Origin of the sequence: Mesorhizobium amorphae CCNWGS0123, assembly GCF_001686985.1 — a bacterium.
In the GTDB taxonomy this organism is placed as follows: domain Bacteria; phylum Pseudomonadota; class Alphaproteobacteria; order Rhizobiales; family Rhizobiaceae; genus Mesorhizobium; species Mesorhizobium amorphae.
The window spans coordinates 5,699,770-5,719,559 of record NZ_CP015318.1; the positions used below are offsets into that span (position 1 = coordinate 5,699,770).

A 19,790-nucleotide genomic window follows, 5' to 3' on the forward strand; every position below is an offset into this window, starting at 1 on the left:
CCATGCTTGATCCGATCGTGAATTTCTTCACCCGGATTTTCCAGTGGATCGGCCGCGGCATCGGCCTCGCCATCGGCGCCATCCTATGGCCGTTCCTGTGGGCCGGGCGCTGGTACACGCAGCGCGGCTGGATCCTGAAGGCCGTGCTCGGTACGGCGATCGTGATCTTGGTCGGACTGTACGGCTATTTCTTCTGGAACACGCAATATTGGAAGAACTTCAATCCTGCCTATGCGGATGCTTATACATTCGCGCCGCCGGCCGGATCCGGCGAGCAAGTCACCGACGAAGGCGCGGAAGGCCAAGTCAAGACATGTACCAGGTCTGGCATCGTGACGGTTGCGGCGGATTTGATCGATTTCAATGTCAATCAAAACGCCTGGATCTCGTCGATGATCCTGTACAAGTTAGGGCTCTTCGGCGTGGACTGGGACCATACACCGTTCCTGGACAACAAGGCGGCTTTCCAGCGCGGCGTACACCAGGCTGTACGACGCACCGCGGTCGAATTGGTTGACACGATCGGCCGAGTGCGCGGCACCAGCCAGATCGATCAAAACCTGCAGGATGCAAGAGGCGCGGTCGAATTCGACGAGGAAACGTGGTATTTCGGCCTTAGGCCATTCGGCCCCAAGACGCCTAGCCCCAGCTTCTACCGCACAGGCATCACGTCGCTTCGCACCTTCAACGACCGCCTGTTGAAATGCGAGGTGGTGTTCAACGCCCGCGCGGACAATCTGGCGAAGTTCGTCGACCGTATAGCCAGTGATATCGGTTCGACATCGGATATCCTCAGCAGACAGTCGCAGACAAACAACAATGGCTGGTTCGATACGCGCGCGGACGACCGATTCTGGTTCGCCTACGGACAGCTCTACGGTTATTACGGAATCCTGAAAGCCACGCGCACTGATTTCAAGGCCGTTATCGACACTCGCGGGCTCGGCCCGCTCTGGGACCAACTCGACCAGCAGTTTCAGGCGGCGCTGAAAATTCGACCCCTCATCATCTCAAATGGTCGGGAGGACAGTTGGATCATGCCATCCCACTTGACCACCATGGGATTCTACATGCTGCGGGTCCGCTCCAATCTCGTTGAGGTCCGGTCGGTTCTCGACCGCTGAGCTTGAAACCGCACCGGCACCGCCGCGAGGATGGCCGCACCTGACGACGATGGGCTTTTATGTGCCGAGAGTGCGGTCCAACATGGTCGAGATCAGCAACGTGATGACGCATAGCGGTTTTGCCGGCATCGGCGGCGCTTGTTGATTTGCGTCGTCGCCCCTGTCGCATTCCGTGCATTGTGCGGCTGTTTTGAGACGGCGCACCGGCGCTCGCTCTGGCTTTTATACGGCGCCATAGCCGGGCGAGAAGACCCGAGACAGGTCGACAAGAATTTTTCTCCATGGGAAACATAGTTGCATGAAAGTTGACGCCAAGGCAGCGACAAGGGTAGAACATGCCCGCGCCTGCAGTGCCGGGCCGTTTCGAGCTTGCTTGCGACCAAACTGATCAAACCCGTCCCCTCCATCGTCCAGTCCAGAGGAAAGCCGTCATGGCCGAAGTGAAGTCCGACATCGAGATCGCGCGCGCCGCCAAGAAGAAGCAGATCCAGGAGATCGGCCAAAAGATCGGCATCCCGACCGAGCATCTTTTGCCTTACGGCCACGACAAGGCGAAGATCTCCGCCGAGTTCATCAAGTCGGTGAAGGGCAACAAGGACGGCAAGCTGATCCTGGTCACCGCCATCAACCCGACGCCGGCCGGCGAAGGCAAGACAACGACGACGGTCGGCCTCGGCGACGGCCTCAACCGCATCGGCAAGAAGGCCATCGTCTGCATCCGCGAAGCCTCGCTTGGCCCGAATTTCGGCGTCAAGGGCGGTGCCGCTGGCGGTGGCTACGCGCAGGTCGTGCCGATGGAGGACATGAACCTCCACTTCACCGGTGATTTCCACGCCATCACCACCGCGCACAATCTGCTTTCGGCGCTGATCGACAACCACATCTACTGGGGCAACGAGCTCGGCATCGACACCCGCCGCGTCGTCTGGCGCCGGGTGATGGACATGAACGACCGGGCGCTGCGCGAGATCATCTGCTCGCTCGGCGGCGTCGCCAACGGTTTTCCGCGCGAGGGTGGCTTCGACATTACCGTCGCCTCGGAAGTCATGGCGATCCTGTGCCTCGCAACCGACCTCAAGGACCTCGAAAAGCGCCTCGGCGACATCATCGTCGCCTACCGCCGCGACAAGTCGCCGGTCTATGCCCGCGACCTCAAGGCCGACGGCGCCATGGCCGTTCTCCTGAAGGACGCCATGCAGCCCAACCTCGTGCAGACGCTGGAGAACAACCCGGCCTTCGTGCATGGCGGCCCCTTCGCCAACATCGCCCATGGCTGCAACTCGGTCGTTGCCACCACGACGGCGCTGAAGCTCGCCGACTATGTCGTCACCGAAGCCGGTTTCGGCGCCGATCTCGGTGCTGAAAAGTTCTTCGACATCAAGTGCCGCAAGGCCGGCCTAAAGCCGGCGGCTGCCGTCATCGTCGCCACCGTGCGCGCCATGAAGATGAATGGCGGCGTCAAGAAGGAAGACCTCGGCAAGGAGAACATCGAGGCGGTCAAGAAGGGCTGCCTCAACCTCGGCCGCCACATCGAGAACGTGAAGCAGTTCGGCGTGCCCGCGGTTGTGGCGATCAATCACTTCACCACCGACACCGACACCGAAATCCAGGCGATGAAGGATTTCGTCGCCTCGCTCGGCGCCCAGGCGATCCTGTGCAAGCACTGGGCCCAGGGCTCGGCCGGCATCGAGGATCTGGCGAAGAAGGTGGTCGAGATCGCCGAGTCCGGCGCCTCGCAGTTCTCGCCGCTCTATCCCGACGAGATGCCGCTGTTCGAGAAAATCAACACCATCGTCAAGCGCATCTATCGCGGCGACGAGGCGATCGCCGACAAGTCGATCCGCGACCAGCTGCACGCCTGGGAACAGGCCGGCTACGGCAACCTGCCGGTCTGCATGGCCAAGACCCAGTATTCCTTCTCGACCGACCCGAACCTGCGCGGCGCGCCGACCGGCCACACCGTGCCGGTACGCGAAGTCAGGCTGTCGGCCGGCGCCGGCTTCGTCGTCATCATCTGCGGCGAGGTCATGACCATGCCCGGCCTGCCCAAGGCGCCATCCTCGGAGAAGATCTTCCTCAACGAAACCGGCCAGATCGAAGGGTTGTTCTAAGGGTCTCCTCTTCATAAGCAGCAAGGGGCGCCGCAGCCAATGCGGCGCCCTTTTAGTTTGCGGATCGTGCTGACTTACGCGGCATTGCGCGCCAGCGCCCGCTGGTTGGACGCATAGATCGTGTCGCGCTCCGGCAGCGCGCCCGACGTCAGGCAGTCGATCCACTCGGCGGTCTTGAGCACCGCCGCGAAGCGCGATTGCAGGATGATGCTCACCACGCGATGGATGTCCTCGGCCGAGGCATAGCCGGCGCTGTTGGCATAGGGCACCGAGCCGGTGGCGTCGGAGAGGAACTCGACAGCAAAATCCATATGCACGGCGTGGATGATGGTCGAGAGATCGCAATTGTGCGTCATATAGCCGACAACCGCGATCGTATCGATCGCGTTGGCACGCAGCCAATCCTCGAGGTCCGTGCCGGTGAAGGCGCTCGGCAAGGTCTTTTCGACATAGTGGTCGCGGCTTCGTCTGGCGATCTCCCGATGCAGTTCGCCACCATGGCTGCCCTTGGCGAAGATCGGCGATGTCTCCGGCGCCATTTGCTTGACGACCACGACCTTCACGCCGGCCTCGGCGGCCGCGTGCATGGCGCGCGCCACGTTGACGACGCTGTCGCGGAACGGCGGATGCTGGATGGCGAGGTTGCCGCCGTCATAGTCGTTCTGGACATCGACGACGACCAGCGCGCGCCGCGGCGCCCTGCTGTTGGCTGCTGCAGACATGGTGTTTTCCTTTCGGGCTTGGATCTGATTGGGCGAGGATAGGCGTGCCGCCGATCCTCCAAAAGTGTCCCGGTTGACATCATTCGAAAGAATCGGGACAAATTGCTTTCCAACCAAAGGTGTCCCATGGCAGACCCGATCATCGCCGCCATCGCTTTCGATGGCATCAGTCCATTCCACCTCTCCGTGCCGTGCCTGGTGTTCGGCGCCGACCGCACCAGGCTTGGCCTGCCGCGCTTCGACTTCCGCGTCTGCGCGATGGAACAGGGCGCAATCCATACCGATGGCGGGCTGAGCATTTCCGTTCCGCACGGGCTCTCCGCCCTCGACGAGGCCGATATCGTCATCGTCCCAAGCTGGAAGGATCTCGAAGCGCCGCTTCCCGCCATGCTGACGGACGCGCTCACCCGCGCCCATCGCCGCGGAGCGCTGATCGTCGGCCTCTGCCTCGGCACCTTCGCCATCGCCGCCGCCGGCCTGCTTGCGGGACGGCGGGCGACGACGCACTGGGCCTATACCGACCAGTTGCAGGCGCTTCATCCCGACATCATCCTCGACGCCGACGTGCTTTATGTCGACGACGGCGACATCGTGACATCGGCCGGCGTCGCCGCCGGGTTGGATTGTTGCCTCCACATCGTACGCGCCCGCTATGGCGCGGAATTGGCGCTGCGGCTCGCCCGCCACATTGTCCTGTCACCGCACCGGCAAGGTGGACAGGCGCAGTTCATCGAACGTCCGGTCGCGAAAACGCCGACCGCCGACCGCTTCGCGCAGGCTCTCGACCAGGTGCGCAAAACGCTCGGCGAAATGCACAGCCTCGACAGCGTCGCCAATGCCGCCGGCCTCACCCGCCGGACGTTCACGCGCCGCTTTCAGCAATCGATCGGCACCAGCTTTGGCGACTGGCTGGCCGACCAGCGTGTGGCGCTGGCGCAAAGGCTGCTGGAGGCGACCGACAAATCGATGGATATGGTGGCCTTCGAGGCCGGTTTCGGCAGCGCCACCTCCCTCCGCCAGCATTTCGCGGCGCGGCTCAGAACCTCACCGATGCAGTACAGGCGCGAATTTTCAAGGTGCGCTCAGAGCGGGCCCCGCGTCGCAGCGCTCTGAGCGGCAGTCGCCAGAAACCCTCAGCGCTGCTTGATCGGCCGCGCCGGATTGCCGACCACGGTCGTATTGGCCGGCACATCCCGCGTCACCACCGAACCGGCGCCGACAATGGCGCCCTCGGCGATGCTGACGCCGCCGAGGATGATCGCGCTGCCGCCGATCCAGGCGTCATTGCCGATCGTGACCGGCTTCGCGATCTCCAGTCCTGCCTGTCGCCCCGTCGCCTCCTTGTGGTGCTCGGCGCAGTAGATCTGCACATTGGGGCCAAGCAGCGTTCGCTTGCCGATGTGCACGGGCGCTGTATCGAGGATGGTGCAGCCGGCGTTTAGGAATGCACCGTCGCCCAGAAAGACATTGAAGCCGTAGGCACATTGGAACGGCGCCTCGATCCGCGCGCCCTCGCCCGCGCTTCCAAGCAGCGCCATCAGGCTCGGCCCGAGGTTTCCACGTTGCCCCGGCGGGAGCGAATTGTGCTCGAACAAGGCGTCGCGGGCGATGACGCGCAACGCCTCCAGGTCGTCATCGAGGCACGTATACCATTCGCCCGCCGCCATTTTCGTGCGTTCGCTTTGTGCCAAGGCGGTGTCTCCTGTCTCTGCGTCGTGTTCGATGTTTTACTAAAGTACAGTCGGCCCCAATACGAGAAGTGCCGACCCGTCTCTGGTCAAATGTTCGACCTATGCTAGCTTGCCCCGGCAGGGCTGTCCCGGCCCTGACATCGAGGGGGTCAATCATGCTTTACCTGCTTGCACTGCTGATCGGCGTCATTGCCGGTCTGCGCGCCATGACCGCGCCGGCCGCTGTCGCCTGGGGCGCTTACCTCGGCTGGCTGCCGGTGTCAGGCACCTGGGCCAGCTTCATGGGCCACTGGGCCGCCGTCGGCATCTTCACCATCCTGGCCATCGTCGAACTGATCACCGACCAGTTGCCGTCGACGCCGAGCCGAAAAGTACCGCAACAGTTCGGCGCGCGCATCATCGCCGGCGCCTTCGCCGGTGCGGTGATCGGCGCGACCGGCGGCGCCACCATCGGCGGGCTCATCGCCGGCGCCATCGGCGCGGTGATCGGCACATATGGCGGCGCCGAAGTGCGCGGCCGGCTGGCAGCCGCTTTCGGCAAGGATCCGCCCGCCGCCTTCATCGAGGACGCCGTAGCGATCATCGGCGGCCTGCTCATCGTGGCGGCCGTGGCATGACCGCAAAGACCTTCGACGCCATCATCATCGGTGCCGGACAGGCCGGCACGCCGCTCGCCGGCCGGCTGAACGCGGCCGGCATGAGCGTGGCGCTGGTCGAGCGCAAGCTGGTCGGCGGCACCTGCGTCAACACCGGCTGCATTCCGACCAAAACGATGGTGGGAAGCGCGTATGCCGCGCATCTCGCCCGCCGCGCTGCCGACTATGGCGTGACGCTCGGCGGTCCCATTGGCGTCGATTATAAAGCGATCAAGGCGCGCAAGGACAAGGTGTCAGGCGCTTCCCGCACCGGGCTGGAGACCTGGATCGCCGGCATGGACAAATGCACGCTTTATCGCGGCCATGCGCGCTTCGAATCCGCCAACACAGTGCGCGTCGGCGACGACCTTTTGACCGCGCCAAAGATCTTCCTCAACACCGGTGGCCGCGCCTCGGTGCCGGACCTGCCCGGCATCCACGACATCGACTATCTGACCAATTCGTCGATGATGGATCTCGAAAAATTGCCGCGCCATCTCGTCGTCGTCGGCGGCAGCTACATCTCGCTCGAATTCGCGCAGATGTTCCGCCGCTTCGGCGCAGAAGTCACCGTCATCGAAAAGAGCCCTCGCCTGACCGGCCGCGAGGACGAGGACGTCTCGGCCGCCATCCTGTCCATCCTAGAGAATGAGGGCATCACGGTCCACACCGGCGCCGACGACATCGGCTTTGCCAGGCAAGGCTCAGACATTGCCGTGACCTTCTCTGCCGGCAAGGCGCCGGCCGTCGGCTCGCATGTACTTTTGGCGCTGGGCCGCACCCCCAACACCGACGATCTCGGCCTGGACAAGGCCGGCGTCGAGGTCGACAAACGCGGTTTCGTCGTCGTCGACGACCAGTTGCGCACCAGCGTGCCCGGCATCTGGGCGATGGGCGACTGCAACGGCAAGGGCGCCTTCACCCACACCTCCTACAACGACTACGAGATCGTCGCCGCCAATCTGCTCGACAACGACCCGCGCAAGGTCAGCGACCGCATCGAGGCCTATGCTCTCTACATCGACCCGCCGCTCGGCCGCTGCGGCATGACCGAAGCGGCGGTGAGAAAATCCGGCCGGCGCGCTCTGGTCGGCCAGCGGCCGATGACGCGTGTCGGCCGTGCCGTCGAAAAGGGCGAGACGCAAGGGTTTATGAAGATCCTCGCCGATGCCGACACCGGAGAAATCCTCGGCTGCGCGGTGCTCGGCCCCGGCGGTGACGAGGCGATCCACTGCGTGCTCGACCTGATGTATGCCAAGGCGCCGATCTCGACGCTGGCACGCGCGATGCATATCCACCCGAACGTCTCGGAACTTCTGCCGACCATTGCCCAGGAGCTGAAGCCGTTGGCCTAGACCCGCCTACCCTGCACAGCGAGCGCTGCGGCGTTCCTGTCGTCGCATGGCCTCGGCTGCCCTCCGTTTTCTGCAATGCTGCATTGCAACAATGTTGCTTGCGCGCCGGGCTTGTCTGCCGACAGTTTCGGTTTTTGAACCGATTCAGTCCGGACATCCCATGCCTTTGCCGATCCTAGCGCTTGCCATTGCGTCCTTCTGCATCGGCACCACCGAATTCGTCATCATGGGCCTGCTGCCGGAAGTCGCGGCTGACCTCGGCGTTTCGATCCCGTCGGCCGGTCTTTTGGTCACCGGCTATGCGCTGGGCGTCGTCTTCGGCGCACCGATCGTTGCCATGGCGACCGCGCATCTGCCGCGCAAGCCGGTGCTGGTCGCACTGACGGCGCTGTTCGTTGTCGGAAATCTCTTTTGCGCCATCGCCCCCAACTACTGGCTGCTGATGGCGGCGCGCGTCTTCACCGCTTTCGGCCATGGCGCCTTCTTCGGCATCGGCTCGGTCGTGGCGGCCAGCCTTGTGCCGCGCAACAAGCGCGCCAGCGCCATGGCGATGATGTTCGCGGGATTGACACTCTCTAACATTCTGGGGGTTCCCGCCGGCACCGCGCTTGGCGAAGCCTTCGGCTGGCGCTCCACCTTTTTCGCCGTCGTCGGCATCGGCCTGATCTCGGTCGCGGCCATCGCTTGGCTGGTGCCCTCCAATGTCGCTGAACCGAGCGGCGGCGGCCTGCGCGGCGAGTTGCGCGTGCTGGGCAAGCTGCAGGTGTGGCTGGCGATGCTGATCGCGTCGCTCGCCTCCGCCAGCCTGTTCGCCGTCTTCACCTACATCAAGCCGTATCTGACCGATGTATCCGGCCTGTCGACCGCGGCCGTCACCTGGGTGCTGCTCCTGTTCGGCGCAGGCATGACCATCGGCAACATCATCGGCGGCCGGCTGGCTGACTGGAAGCTGATGCCGACGGTGATCGGCACGCTGCTGATGATGGCGCTGATGCTCGTTGCCTTTGCCGAGTTTGGCGCCATCGCGACGGTTGCCGTTGGCATCGTCTTCCTGTGGGGTCTGCTCATCTTCATCGTCGTGCCGCCGCTGCAGATCCGGGTGGTCGAAGCGGCCTCCGAAGGACCCAACCTCGCCGCCACGCTGAACCAGGGCGCCTTCAATGTCGGCAACGCCAGCGGCGCCTGGATCGGCGGCGTAGCACTCTCCTGGGGCGTGTCCTATGCCAATCTGCCGTTTGTAGGAGCAGCCTTGGCACTGGTTGCGGTTGCTGTGGCCGTCATGTCGCAGGCACTCGACCGTCGGACACCGGCCGTCGCCCTTCAGGCTCCCGCCGAATAGCCTCATTGCGCCCATAGCGGCGCAAGCTGGACCAATCGACAGCCCAGTCGCAAAAGTGCATGTGTCCCGCCTCTTTCCTGGAGGCCTCCCATGCAGAAATCGATCGAACGCATTGCTGGCGACACCGACGGCATTTCCTACGAATTCCCGGTCTTCCGCTTCGAGGGGACGGATCAGGCGGCGCCATCGGCCTATCTGCAGGCAGCGCTTCATGCCGGCGAGTTGCCGGGCGTCGTCGCCATCGACGCTCTGATGCCGATGCTGACCAAGGCCGAGAGCGAGGGCCGCCTCAAGGGCGCGATCACCGTCGTGCCCTGGGCCAACCCGATCGGCCGCGCGCAATATCATTTCGGCGAGCATCAGGGCCGCTTCCATCTGGGCACGCGCACCAACTTCAACCGCGGCTTTCCGCTGCTGGCGGCGCCCGACACGGCACTCTTGCCGGCGCATGGCACGCCCGACCAGCAGTTGAAGACGCGTCTGCTGCAACTCTCGCTCGGCCGCGACATCGTGCTCGACCTGCATTGCGACGACGAAGGCCTTGCCTATCTCTACATCCACACCAGCCTGTGGCCGGCGATGGCCGATTGCGCGGCGGCGATGGGTGTCGATGCGGTGGTGCTGTGGAGCGAGGATAGCGACGGCACGTTCGAGGGGGCTTCGATCATGCCCTACCAGAACGTTCCCGCCGAAGTCGCACGCTTCGACGGGCGCGTCGCCACCACGGTCGAATATCGCGGCATACTCGATGTCGATGGCGCTCTGGCCGGCTCCGATGCCGAAGGCCTCTACCGGCTGCTCGTGGCGCGCGGTGTGATTGCCGATCCGGCACTGCCCGCACCCGGCGCGTTCACCGGTACTGTGGCACCGCTGGAAAACGTCGACATGATGCCTGCGCCGAAGGGTGGCGCGATCCTCTACGACGTCAAGCCCGGCGACCGCGTTGCCAAGGGCGAGCGGCTGGCCACCATCGTCCACGCGCCGGGCGAAGCCGACGGCCGCACGGAAGTGTTCGCGCCGCAGGCCGGCCTCATCCTGACCCGGCGTTCCCGCCGCATCATCCGCGCCGGCGAGGATCTTCTAAAGCTGGTCGGCGACAGGAAGAGCGCCGATGCAAGGTCGGGAACGCTGGAGGACTGAGGGTTCCGGTTTTACCACCTTCATTGAATCCAGTTGCGCGGCCGTTCAATCGCCGCTATGGGAATCCGCCATGAACATGCGCTCGAACAAGACCATTTGGTGGTGGGCTCGCTGACAGCGGCCTGTTCGAACGCGTGCGCGTGAATAGAGAGGGTGGCCGCAACGGAATGTCCGGGCGGCCATTTGTTTTTTCAAGCCATTCCCGGGTCCGTTGCCCAAGATGGAGACGGCAATGACGACGATCATTCTGGAAACCGGGGCGGAGCGCTTCGTCACCGCCGGTGGCGTGACCATCACCCGCGAGCGCCACGAGCAGCCCTATGAAGGCGCGATCGACGCCTATGTCGACGGGCTGAATTCGCGGCGCGGTGCGGTGTTTTCCTCGAATTACGAATATCCGGGCCGCTATACGCGCTGGGACACCGCCATCATCGATCCGCCGCTGGTCATCTCGGCGCGTGGCCGCACTGTCCGTATCGAGGCGCTGAACGCCCGCGGCGAGGTGCTGCTGCCGGTGATCGGCAAGGCACTGGCCGATCTTGCCGAGGTCACTATCGCCGAGGCATCGAAAAAGCTCATCCGCCTCGACGTGGCCAAGCCCGGCCGTGTCTTCACCGAAGAGGAGCGCAGCCGCGTTCCTTCGGTATTTACGGTCTTGCGCGCTATCACCGCTCTGTTCAAGACCGAGGAAGATGCCAATCTCGGCCTTTACGGCGCCTTCGGCTACGACCTCGCCTTCCAGTTCGATCCGGTCGACTACAAGCTCGAGCGCAAGCAAAGCCAGCGCGACCTCGTGCTGTTCCTGCCCGACGAGATTCTGGTCGTCGACCACTATTCGACCAAGGCCTGGACCGACCGCTACGATTATTCCGGCGACGGGTTCTCGACCGAAGGACTGTCGCGCGACGCCGCCGTCGAGCCGTTCAAGAGCGCAGACCGTATCCCGCCGCGCGGCGACCATGAACCCGGTGAATATGCCAACCTGGTGCGCCGGGCGATGGAGAGCTTCAAGCGCGGCGACCTGTTCGAGGTCGTGCCCGGCCAGATGTTTTATGAGCGCTGCGAGACGCCGCCCTCCGACATTTCCCGCAAGCTGAAGTCGATCAACCCCTCGCCCTATTCCTTCTTCATCAATCTCGGCGAAGGCGAATACCTGATCGGCGCCTCGCCCGAAATGTTCGTGCGCGTCAATGGCCGCCGCGTCGAGACCTGCCCGATCTCCGGCACCATCAAGCGCGGCGACGACGCCATTTCCGACTCGGAGCAGATCCTGAAGCTGCTCAATTCCAAGAAAGATGAATCCGAGCTCACCATGTGCTCGGACGTCGACCGCAACGACAAGTCGCGCGTCTGCGAGCCTGGTTCGGTGCGCGTCATCGGCCGTCGCCAGATCGAGATGTATTCGCGCCTGATCCACACGGTGGATCATATCGAAGGCCGGCTGCGCGAAGGCATGGATGCCTTCGACGCCTTCCTCTCGCATGCCTGGGCGGTCACCGTCACCGGCGCACCGAAATTGTGGGCCATGCGCTTCATCGAGCAGAACGAGAAGAGCCCGCGCGTCTGGTATGGCGGGGCGATCGGCATGGTCAATTTCAACGGCGATATGAACACCGGCCTGACGCTGCGCACCATCCGCATCAAGGACGGCATCGCCGAAGTGCGCGCCGGCGCCACGCTGCTCTTCGACAGCATTCCCGAGGAAGAAGAAGCCGAAACCGAACTGAAGGCATCCGCCATGCTCTCCGCCATCCGCGACGCCAAGACCGGCAACGCAGCCGGCACCGAACGCACCACCGCGCGCGTCGGCGACGGCGTCAACATCCTGCTGGTCGACCACGAGGACTCCTTCGTCCACACGCTGGCCAACTATTTCCGCCAGACCGGCGCCAATGTCTCGACCGTACGCACCCCGGTGCCGGAGGAGGTCTTCGAGCGGCTGAAGCCCGATCTTGTCGTGCTCTCGCCCGGCCCCGGCACACCGAAGGATTTTGATTGCGCCGCCACCATCAAGAAGGCGCGAGCCCGCGAGTTGCCGATCTTCGGCGTCTGCCTCGGCCTGCAGGCGCTGGCCGAGGCCTATGGCGGTGAGTTGCGGCAGTTGCACATTCCGATGCACGGCAAGCCGTCGCGCATCCGCGTCTCCAAGCCCGGCATCATCTTCTCCGGCCTGCCCAAGGAAGTGACCGTCGGCCGCTACCACTCGATCTTTGCCGATCCGGTGCGCCTGCCCGACGATTTCATCGTCACGGCCGAGACCGAGGACGGCGTCATCATGGCCTTCGAGCACCGCAAGGAGCCGATCGCCGCCGTGCAGTTCCACCCGGAGTCGATCATGACGCTCGGCCACAATGCCGGCATGCGCATCATCGAGAACATCGTTGCGCATTTGCCGCGCAAGGCCAAGGAAAAGGCTGCCTAGCAACGATGGCCGCAACGGAAGACATGACGACGGTCGCGGCAAAAGCCGCTGCCAAGCGCAGGATTGCCAGCCTCGCCTTCTGGTCGATCGTCATCGCCTTCCTGGTGATGGGGCTGAAGTTTGTGGCCTGGCGCATCACCGGCTCGGTCGCCCTCTATTCCGACGCCCTGGAATCCATCGTCAACGTCATCACCGCGGCCGCAGCGCTGTGGGCGATCCGCATCAGCCACAAACCAGCCGACAGCGACCATCCGTTCGGCCACCACAAGGCCGAATACTTTTCCGCGGTCCTCGAGGGTGTGCTGATCGTCGTGGCAGCGATGCTGATCATTGCCAAGGTGTGGCAGTCGCTGCAGAACCCGCCCGTGCTCGAACAGCCATGGCAGGGCTTGATGATCAATGCCGGCGCGGCAGTCGTCAACGCGGTATGGGCCTTGGTGCTGATCCGCAACGGCCGCGCCGAACGATCGCCGGCACTGGTCGCCGACGGCCAGCACATCATGACCGACGTCTTGACGTCCGTTGGTGTCATCGTTGGCCTTGTCGGCGCGGTGATGACCGGCTGGCACATCCTCGACCCGCTGCTTGCGCTGCTCGTGGCGCTGAACATTCTCTACCAGGGCTGGAAGCTGACCGGAGAATCGCTGAGCGGCCTCATGGACCGTGCCGTAGACACGCAGGAGCACATGCGCATCCGCGACATCATCTCGGCCAATTCGAAGGGCGCGCTGGAAGTCCACGACCTCAAGACGCGCATCGCCGGCCGCGCCACCTTCATCGAGTTCCACATGGTCGTCGACGCCGACATGACGGTGGGCGACAGCCACGTCATCTGCGACCGTATCGAGGACGCGCTGAAGGCGGAAATCCCATCGGTCCGCGTCACCATCCATGTCGAACCGGATGACGAGGCGAAGTTGCCCAAGGGCACCACGGCGGTGCCTTTCGCCTAGTTCCCTTCTAAATTACGGTGCGCAAGCAGATTGCGGCATCGGGTTCAACCGGTAGACCTTGTCGTCAGAAGTGGTCTTGCCCTCGGCCGCCTTCGAGCACATGTCGATGATCGGCAGGCTGCTGTTCGGGTTGGCCAGCATCATCGTGCCGTTCACGCCGCGACGCAGGAATATCTCCTTCTGGGTGATGTCGCAGGAAAAGTCGCTCATCTTCGCGCTCGCCGCGCAGCGCCACTGGTCGGCCTCACCTTGGCAGGAATAGGTCTGCGTGACCTTGCCCGACTTCTGCCGCGTCGTGACGGAAATTGCGATATCGGCGCCATCGGGCCAGTTGGCCGCGTCGCCGCCGGCAGCAAACGACGCCAGTTCCACCGATCCGCGGAAGACGCGGATCGATTGCGTCACCTGGTCCGGGTGCGAGCCGAGATGCGCGGCGTTATAGTCGCGCCCATAGCAGAAAGGCTGTTCCGGCTTCAGCCGCTCGCGCAGCGGCGGACCGAGTGCCGGGTCGATCGGATCGATGCGCGCGAATTCCGCCTTGCAGGTCGCCGCAGGCATCGGGTCGAGCCGGAAATTGTCATCCTCCTTGCCAAGCGCCTGCCTGTCATATTCAGCCTTGCCAAGCTCGTCTTCCGCCCCTGCATCGAGATAAAGGTCGGGCTGCACGTCCGTGACAATCAGCCGGCCTTTTTCATCGACCCTCAGTGAGGCCAGGGTGCGGTCGCAGTCCATGCCGCAATGGATCGGCCCGCTCTTGCCATCCTCGGACTCGTGATTGCACCAGCCGCCGGCCCACTCCGGCGCCTTGGCGCCACGCACGGTGGTGGCGATGAAGGAGTTGTAGGAGCTGTCGGCCCCTACGCTCGGCTCCTCGTTCGGCCGGCTGACCGGGTCGTGGCCATAGTAGAAGTAGATCCGCGCCACCTTCTGCTTCGGATGCGCCTTGAGATGGGCGGCATCGTACACGCGCCCGAAACAGGCATCGGCGCCGTTCGGACTGAGTTCGGTGAGTTTGGGTGTGTCGTCGGCGAAAGCCGTGCCGGCAAGCGCCGCAAGCAAGACGGCACCAAGCCCGGCGCCAACCATGATCCTCGACGTCATGTGATCCCTCCTCGCACCGACAGGACGTGCCCGCGATTTATGCTAGTCTAGGAGCGAAGCCGGGGCCATGCAAAACTGGCGGATGAGGAGGACGCGATGCGACGCCGCGATATGTTCCGCGCCGGTCTTGCCGGGGCCGCCGGCCTTTTCGGTCTGCGCCAGGTCAAGGCCGCGGCCGCTGAGGAAAGACCAAAAGTCGCCTATCATCTGAGCGACGTCGACAAGGTCAATTTCGTGCTCGGCAACATCAAGAACCACTATGAAGGCACCGGCGGCAATGTCGACATTGCGCTGGTCGTGCACGGTCCGGCCCTTGCCGCCTTCAAGTCGAAGGGCATATCGGCGGCGATTTCCGGTCGCTTCGCCGGCCTTGTCCAGCAGGGCCTCAGTCCACATGCTTGCGGCAACACCATGCAAGGCATGGAGATCACTATCGCCGACCTGCTCGACGGCTTCCATGCCGTCGACGAGGGCGGCGTCGTCAAGCTCGCCGAACTGCAGCGCCAGGGCTATGCCTATCTCAGGCCTTGAGCCGCCACGGACTTGAACGTGAGGGCGGTGAGAGCCTACGAAGGGAGAGCAGTATATCCCAGAGGAAAGTGCCCATGACCGCCCCCGCCCTTGTCATCCCAGATCTCGCCGGCAAGGCGGTGCTGGTCACCGGTGCCTCGACCGGCATCGGCGCAGCGTTGGCGCTGGCCTATGCCGCGCAGAAATGCAGCGTCGCGCTGCACTACAATTCAAGCCGCGACGCGGCCGAGAAACTGGCCGGGACCATTCGCAATGGCGGCGGCGAGGTCTTCCTCACGCAGGGCGATTTCTCCGTGCCGGCCGATGTCGAGCGCGTCGTCGAGGAGAGCGCGGAAAACTTCGGCCGACTCGACGGACTGGTCAACAATGCCGGCGGCATGCTCGGCCGCGTGCCTTATGCCGACCAGACCGAAGCGCATTACGACGCGGTGATGGATCTCAACGCGCGTTCCGTGCTCACTGCCTCGCGCAAGGCCATGCCATGGCTGAAGCGCCAGGGCGGCTTCATCGTCAACACCTCCTCAATCGCCGCCCGCAACGGCGCCGGCGGCGGCGCCGGTCTCTACGGCTCGGCCAAGGCCTTCGTCTCCAATGTGACGCGCGGCATGGCCAAGGAACTGATCGGCTTCGGCATCCGCGTCAACGCCGTGGCGCCGGGCACTATTCGTACACCTTTCCATGAGCGCTATTCGACCGAAGAGCAGATGAAGGGCATGGTCGCCACCATTCCTCAAGGCCGCGCCGGCACCGCAGAGGATTGCGTCGGCGCCTACCTGTTCCTCTCCTCCGACCTTTTGAGCGGCTACATCACCGGCCAGGTGATCGAGGTGAATGGCGGCCAGTTGATGCCATGAGCCGAGACCTGCATACTCCGTTCGCGCAACCCTGAAGGGAGACAACGGAATGTACGGACTGATCGGCAAGATGCGGGCGGCGCGCGGCAAGCGCGACGCGGTCATGGACGTGCTGCGTGAGACCACAGGCGCCCTGCCCGGCTGCCTGAGCTACGTCATCGCCATCGACCCGGTTGACGCCGACGCAATCTGGGTCACCGAAGTTTGGACCGATCAGGCAAGCCACAAGGCGTCGCTGCAACTGCCCGAAGTCCAGGCGGCGATCGCCAAGGCGCGCCCTTTCATCGCCGGCTTCGAATTCCAGGTCGAAACCCAGCCGGTCGGTGGCTTCGGGTTGCCGAGGGCCGAGGCCGGCTGACGCCTCAGGCCAGCGGCTGATTTTCTGCGGCAGACAGGGGGTTCGCATTTTGGCTCGTCCGGTCTAAGACGCGGGTTATGGACTCCTCGCCAGACCAGCCCCCCGTCGAGCGCATGGCGCAGTTGCACAGGCGCTGGCAATGGCTGGTCCTGCTGGTTTTCTCGCTCCTGTTCGCCGGCGCACTCGAAATTGCCGCACTGCCCGCGGCGCTGCTGATCGGCCCGATGCTGGCGGCGATCCTCGCCGGCACCAACGGCGCCACGGTGCGCATACCGAAGCCGCTGTTCGGTTCGGCACAGGCGGTCGTCGGCTGCCTCGTCGCCGCATCGATCTCCACCGATATCTTTCCCGTCTTCTACCAGGAGTGGCCGCTATTCCTTGGCGTCGTGGTGGCGACCGTCGCGGCTTCGAGCCTGCTCGGCTGGCTGATCAGCCGCTGGCGCATCCTGCCCGGCACCACGGCGGTCTGGGGCTCGTCACCGGGGGCGGCTACTGCCATGGTGCTGATGGCAGGCGCCTTTGGGGCCGACCAGCGCCTCGTCGCCTTCATGCAGTATCTGCGCGTCATCTTCGTCTCGATGACGGCAGCGCTGATCGCCAGGATGTGGGTCGACACATCAGGTATCGAAGTCCCGGCCATCGTCTGGTTTCCGCCGATCGATCCGCCGGCCTTCGCCGCCACCATCGGCATCGCGCTCGTCGGCGGCCTGCTCGGCAAGTTATGGCGGTTGCCTTCGCCCTTCTTCCTCGGCACTTTCATCTTCGGCTCCATCATCCATCTCGGCCTCAATGTGCCGATGCAGTTGCCGCAATGGCTGCTGGCGGTCAGCTATGCCTTGATCGGCTGGTCGATCGGGCTGAATTTCACCCGGCCGATCCTGAGCCACGCGGCGCGCGCCCTGCCGCAGATCATCGGCTCGATCGTCGCGCTGATCGCCTTTTGCGGCGGCCTCGCCTTCCTGATCAGCCATCTGCTCGGCATCGATCCGCTGACCGCCTATCTGGCGACCAGTCCGGGCGGCATGGACAGCGTCGCCATCATCGCCGCCGCGGCGCAGAACGTCGACATCTCCTTCGTCATGGCGCTGCAATCCGCCCGCTTCCTCGTCGTGCTCTTGATCGGGCCGAGCGTCGCGCGCCTGGTGGCCAGAAGCGTGAAACCATAAGCATTTTCCGCCCCTTGACCTGACCCCGGCTTCATCGGAACCGGGTGATTTTTTTGCTGCCGGGGCAACGGTCAGACAAGTCGTCGCGCAAACGCGAAAAAATACTTGACTCATACACTCATATTTGAGAGCGCGGGATCGCAATCAGGCATGAGACAGTGGAGACGAGCGATGCGGACGCGGACGGCAACATGGTGCTGGAGACTATCATTGCTGGCCGGCACCGCCCTGCTCGGCCACGCCCTGCCGGCCGGCGCACAGGAGAGTGGGGACGCCACCGTCCTCGGCAAGATCGAAGTCACCGCCGAGAGCGACGAGATCCTGGTTCAGGACGGCTACGTCGCCAAGAAGGATCGCATCGGCACCAAGCTCGACACGCCGATTGCCAGGATCCCGCAGGCGGTTTCGGTGGTGACGCAAAAGCAGATCGAGGATCAGAAGCCGCGCACGTTGAACGAATCGCTCAGCTACACGGCCAGCGCCAACCCCAACAGCTTCGGCTTCGATACCCGCTACGACGCCTTCTTCCTGCGCGGCTTCCAGGCCTTCTACAATGGCATGTTCCGCGACGGGCTGCGCCAGTACAACGGCCCCTCTGCCTGGTTCAAGACCGAGCCCTACGGCATCGAGGGCGTCACCATCCTGAAAGGCCCGGCATCCTCGCTCTACGGCATCAGCGGCCCGGGCGGGATCGTCAATGTCGTCACCAAGCGCCCCAAGGATGAACCGTTCCACGAGATCGAATTGCTGGCCGGGGAGCACAACCGTTTCCAGGCCGGCCTCGACGCTTCCGGTCCGGTCAACGCCGACGGCAGCATCCTCTACCGCTTCACCAGCCTCGGCCGGCTGAGCGAAACCGATCTGCCTGGCTATCCAGACGACAAGCTCTATCTGGCGCCAGCGGTCACCTTCAAACCGGACGAGGACACCAAGCTCACCATCCTCGGCGAGTACTCGAAATCCGTCACCGGTGGCACCGCCGCCTTCTACAACTCGGCCTATGGCGTGCTGTCCAACGTCTATGAGGGCGACCCGGCCTGGAACGATTTCGACCAGACGCAAGGCCGCATCGGCTACGAGTTCGAGCATCGTTTCAACGATGTGCTGACGGTGCGCCAGAACCTGCGCTACAACGCCGTAGACAGCGACATCGAATACAGCGGCCACTATTCGATCGGCGCCGATCAGCCATTGCAGCGCTATTGGGGCCACTACACCGAGACCATGAAGAACTTCGTCGTCGACAACATGGCGCAGTTCGAGTTCGACACCGGCCCGGTCAGGCATACCGCGGTCGGCGGCATCGACTACGCCTGGTCGGATTATGATGCCGGCAGCGGGATCTCCTATGTCTCGGTCGACGACATCAAGTCGGCCGCGGTTCCGCACTATGGCGGGCAGGAGATGAACCAGCTCGGCGTCTACCTGCACGACCAGATGGAGTGGAACGATTTCACCCTGTTTACCAGCGGCCGCTACGATTGGGTCGACACCACCTCGACCGCTGCCGACTTCAGCACCTCCGAGCAGAAGGACAGCGCCTTCTCCGGCCGGCTCGGCCTGTCCTACCAGACCGAATGGGGCATCACTCCCTATGTCAATTATTCCACCTCGTTCTCGCCCAACATCGGCTTCGTCTTTGACGACGTCACCAGCACCGTCGGCCGGGTCGCCCGCCCGACCGTTGCGACGCAGAAGGAGATCGGCGTCAAATACGAGCTCCCGGACTACAACGCGATCGTCAGCGCCGCCCTCTTTGATATCGACCAGAAGGACGGCGTCGTGTTCGACGCCTCGACCGGCATCAACAAGCAGCGCCAGCTCGACCTCAACTCGCGCGGCATCGAACTGGAAGCCAATGCCTCTTTGGACAACGGCTTCAGCTTCCTCGCCTCCTACACCTATCTGCGCGTCAAGATCGAACGCGGCGCCGAAGGCACCGTTGGCAAGGAACTGTCGGCGACGCCGAACCACATCCTGTCGCTCTGGGGCCACTACCAGTTCGAGAACGGCACGCTGGAGGGGCTTGGGCTGGGAACCGGCGTGCGCGTCACCGGCTCGAGCTATGGCGACGACACCAACACCTTCAAGAACGAGGCGCGCGCTTTCGTCGACGCCTCGCTCTCCTACGATTTCGGCTACCGCAATACGAAGCTTGAAGGCGTGAAGCTGCAGGTCAACGCCAAGAACCTGTTCGACACCCAGAAGACCATCTGCTCGGCCGGCTATTGCTACCGCGACGAAGGCCGTTCGCTGTTCGCCAGCCTGCGCTACCGCTTCTGACCGAC

Annotated in this window: 17 protein-coding genes; 14 read left to right on the forward strand and 3 right to left on the reverse strand. The window is 63.9% G+C overall.

Annotated features, from left to right (window positions below; translation table 11 throughout):
• Window positions 1–2: 2 nt before the first annotated feature.
• Both A6B35_RS26770 and A6B35_RS26775 read left to right on the forward strand, forming a co-directional pair.
• Entirely contained in the window at window positions 3–1,124 is a 1,122-nt protein-coding gene (locus tag A6B35_RS26770) for a DUF2333 family protein (RefSeq protein ID WP_006203536.1), read from the forward strand.
• A gap of 431 nt (window positions 1,125–1,555) precedes the next feature.
• A complete protein-coding gene (locus A6B35_RS26775) occupies window positions 1,556–3,235 on the forward strand; it encodes a formate--tetrahydrofolate ligase (RefSeq protein ID WP_006203538.1) in 1,680 nt (559 codons plus the stop codon).
• A gap of 74 nt (window positions 3,236–3,309) precedes the next feature.
• Here A6B35_RS26775 and A6B35_RS26780 read toward each other — a convergent pair whose 3' ends face one another.
• Window positions 3,310–3,957 (reverse strand): cysteine hydrolase family protein, encoded by a 648-nt coding sequence (locus A6B35_RS26780; RefSeq protein WP_006203539.1) that lies wholly within the window; start codon window positions 3,955–3,957, stop codon window positions 3,310–3,312.
• Between the two features lie 126 nt (window positions 3,958–4,083).
• Between A6B35_RS26780 and A6B35_RS26785 the strand changes: the two genes are divergently transcribed.
• Window positions 4,084–5,070, forward strand: a complete 987-nt coding sequence (locus A6B35_RS26785; RefSeq protein ID WP_006203540.1) for a helix-turn-helix domain-containing protein — start codon at window positions 4,084–4,086, stop codon at window positions 5,068–5,070.
• Between the two features lie 20 nt (window positions 5,071–5,090).
• Here A6B35_RS26785 and A6B35_RS26790 read toward each other — a convergent pair whose 3' ends face one another.
• A complete protein-coding gene (locus tag A6B35_RS26790) occupies window positions 5,091–5,648 on the reverse strand; it encodes a sugar O-acetyltransferase (RefSeq protein ID WP_006203541.1) in 558 nt (185 codons plus the stop codon).
• A gap of 155 nt (window positions 5,649–5,803) precedes the next feature.
• On the opposite strand from A6B35_RS26790, the gene A6B35_RS26795 reads away from it, so the two are divergent.
• The 6 genes from A6B35_RS26795 to A6B35_RS26820 all read left to right on the forward strand — a co-directional run bounded on the left by A6B35_RS26795 (window position 5,804) and on the right by A6B35_RS26820 (window position 13,492).
• Entirely contained in the window at window positions 5,804–6,265 is a 462-nt protein-coding gene (locus tag A6B35_RS26795; RefSeq protein WP_006203542.1) for a hypothetical protein, read from the forward strand.
• The gene (locus tag A6B35_RS26800) at window positions 6,262–7,638 is read left to right on the forward strand and encodes an FAD-containing oxidoreductase (RefSeq protein WP_006203543.1); all 1,377 of its coding nucleotides are present in this window, start codon (window positions 6,262–6,264) and stop codon (window positions 7,636–7,638) included. Before A6B35_RS26795 ends, A6B35_RS26800 begins: the two co-directional genes overlap by 4 nt.
• 160 nt (window positions 7,639–7,798) lie before the next feature.
• Complete coding sequence (locus A6B35_RS26805; protein ID WP_006203544.1) at window positions 7,799–8,977, forward strand: MFS transporter; 1,179 nt, start codon at window positions 7,799–7,801, stop codon at window positions 8,975–8,977.
• A gap of 90 nt (window positions 8,978–9,067) precedes the next feature.
• Window positions 9,068–10,117 (forward strand): M14 family metallopeptidase, encoded by a 1,050-nt coding sequence (locus A6B35_RS26810; RefSeq protein WP_006203546.1) that lies wholly within the window; start codon window positions 9,068–9,070, stop codon window positions 10,115–10,117.
• 232 nt (window positions 10,118–10,349) lie between these two features.
• Window positions 10,350–12,539, forward strand: coding sequence for an anthranilate synthase (locus A6B35_RS26815; RefSeq protein WP_006203547.1), 2,190 nt, complete (start codon window positions 10,350–10,352; stop codon window positions 12,537–12,539).
• A gap of 23 nt (window positions 12,540–12,562) precedes the next feature.
• A complete protein-coding gene (locus A6B35_RS26820; RefSeq protein WP_100084796.1) occupies window positions 12,563–13,492 on the forward strand; it encodes a cation diffusion facilitator family transporter in 930 nt (309 codons plus the stop codon).
• 12 nt (window positions 13,493–13,504) lie between these two features.
• On the opposite strand, the gene A6B35_RS26825 is transcribed toward A6B35_RS26820, so the two are convergent.
• Window positions 13,505–14,593 carry a hypothetical protein gene (locus A6B35_RS26825; protein WP_006203549.1) on the reverse strand — a complete coding sequence of 363 codons (1,089 nt, stop codon included), beginning with the start codon at window positions 14,591–14,593 and terminating at the stop codon, window positions 13,505–13,507.
• A 96-nt stretch (window positions 14,594–14,689) separates the two neighbouring features.
• Between A6B35_RS26825 and A6B35_RS26830 the strand changes: the two genes are divergently transcribed.
• The 5 genes from A6B35_RS26830 (at window position 14,690) to A6B35_RS26850 (ending at window position 19,785) form a co-directional block, all read left to right on the forward strand.
• Window positions 14,690–15,124, forward strand: a complete 435-nt coding sequence (locus tag A6B35_RS26830) for a DsrE family protein (RefSeq protein ID WP_006203550.1) — start codon at window positions 14,690–14,692, stop codon at window positions 15,122–15,124.
• Between the two features lie 74 nt (window positions 15,125–15,198).
• Complete coding sequence (locus tag A6B35_RS26835; RefSeq protein WP_006203551.1) at window positions 15,199–15,978, forward strand: SDR family NAD(P)-dependent oxidoreductase; 780 nt, start codon at window positions 15,199–15,201, stop codon at window positions 15,976–15,978.
• Window positions 15,979–16,027: 49 nt separating this feature from the next.
• Entirely contained in the window at window positions 16,028–16,336 is a 309-nt protein-coding gene (locus tag A6B35_RS26840; protein WP_006203553.1) for a putative quinol monooxygenase, read from the forward strand.
• Between the two features lie 77 nt (window positions 16,337–16,413).
• A complete protein-coding gene (locus A6B35_RS26845; protein WP_006203554.1) occupies window positions 16,414–17,502 on the forward strand; it encodes an AbrB family transcriptional regulator in 1,089 nt (362 codons plus the stop codon).
• Window positions 17,503–17,712: 210 nt separating this feature from the next.
• Window positions 17,713–19,785, forward strand: coding sequence for a TonB-dependent siderophore receptor (locus A6B35_RS26850; protein ID WP_006203555.1), 2,073 nt, complete (start codon window positions 17,713–17,715; stop codon window positions 19,783–19,785).
• The last annotated feature ends 5 nt before the right edge of the window (window positions 19,786–19,790 follow it).

Coding starts and splice junctions, on each gene's coding strand:
- A6B35_RS26770 (WP_006203536.1), top strand. CDS start 3: ATGCTTGATCCGATCGTGAATTTCTTCACCCGGATTTTCCAGTGGATC.
- A6B35_RS26775 (WP_006203538.1), top strand. CDS start 1,556: ATGGCCGAAGTGAAGTCCGACATCGAGATCGCGCGCGCCGCCAAGAAG.
- A6B35_RS26780 (WP_006203539.1), bottom strand. CDS start 3,957: ATGTCTGCAGCAGCCAACAGCAGGGCGCCGCGGCGCGCGCTGGTCGTC.
- A6B35_RS26785 (WP_006203540.1), top strand. CDS start 4,084: ATGGCAGACCCGATCATCGCCGCCATCGCTTTCGATGGCATCAGTCCA.
- A6B35_RS26795 (WP_006203542.1), top strand. CDS start 5,804: ATGCTTTACCTGCTTGCACTGCTGATCGGCGTCATTGCCGGTCTGCGC.
- A6B35_RS26800 (WP_006203543.1), top strand. CDS start 6,262: ATGACCGCAAAGACCTTCGACGCCATCATCATCGGTGCCGGACAGGCC.
- A6B35_RS26805 (WP_006203544.1), top strand. CDS start 7,799: ATGCCTTTGCCGATCCTAGCGCTTGCCATTGCGTCCTTCTGCATCGGC.
- A6B35_RS26810 (WP_006203546.1), top strand. CDS start 9,068: ATGCAGAAATCGATCGAACGCATTGCTGGCGACACCGACGGCATTTCC.
- A6B35_RS26815 (WP_006203547.1), top strand. CDS start 10,350: ATGACGACGATCATTCTGGAAACCGGGGCGGAGCGCTTCGTCACCGCC.
- A6B35_RS26820 (WP_100084796.1), top strand. CDS start 12,563: ATGACGACGGTCGCGGCAAAAGCCGCTGCCAAGCGCAGGATTGCCAGC.
- A6B35_RS26825 (WP_006203549.1), bottom strand. CDS start 14,593: ATGACGTCGAGGATCATGGTTGGCGCCGGGCTTGGTGCCGTCTTGCTT.
- A6B35_RS26830 (WP_006203550.1), top strand. CDS start 14,690: ATGCGACGCCGCGATATGTTCCGCGCCGGTCTTGCCGGGGCCGCCGGC.
- A6B35_RS26835 (WP_006203551.1), top strand. CDS start 15,199: ATGACCGCCCCCGCCCTTGTCATCCCAGATCTCGCCGGCAAGGCGGTG.
- A6B35_RS26840 (WP_006203553.1), top strand. CDS start 16,028: ATGTACGGACTGATCGGCAAGATGCGGGCGGCGCGCGGCAAGCGCGAC.
- A6B35_RS26845 (WP_006203554.1), top strand. CDS start 16,414: ATGGACTCCTCGCCAGACCAGCCCCCCGTCGAGCGCATGGCGCAGTTG.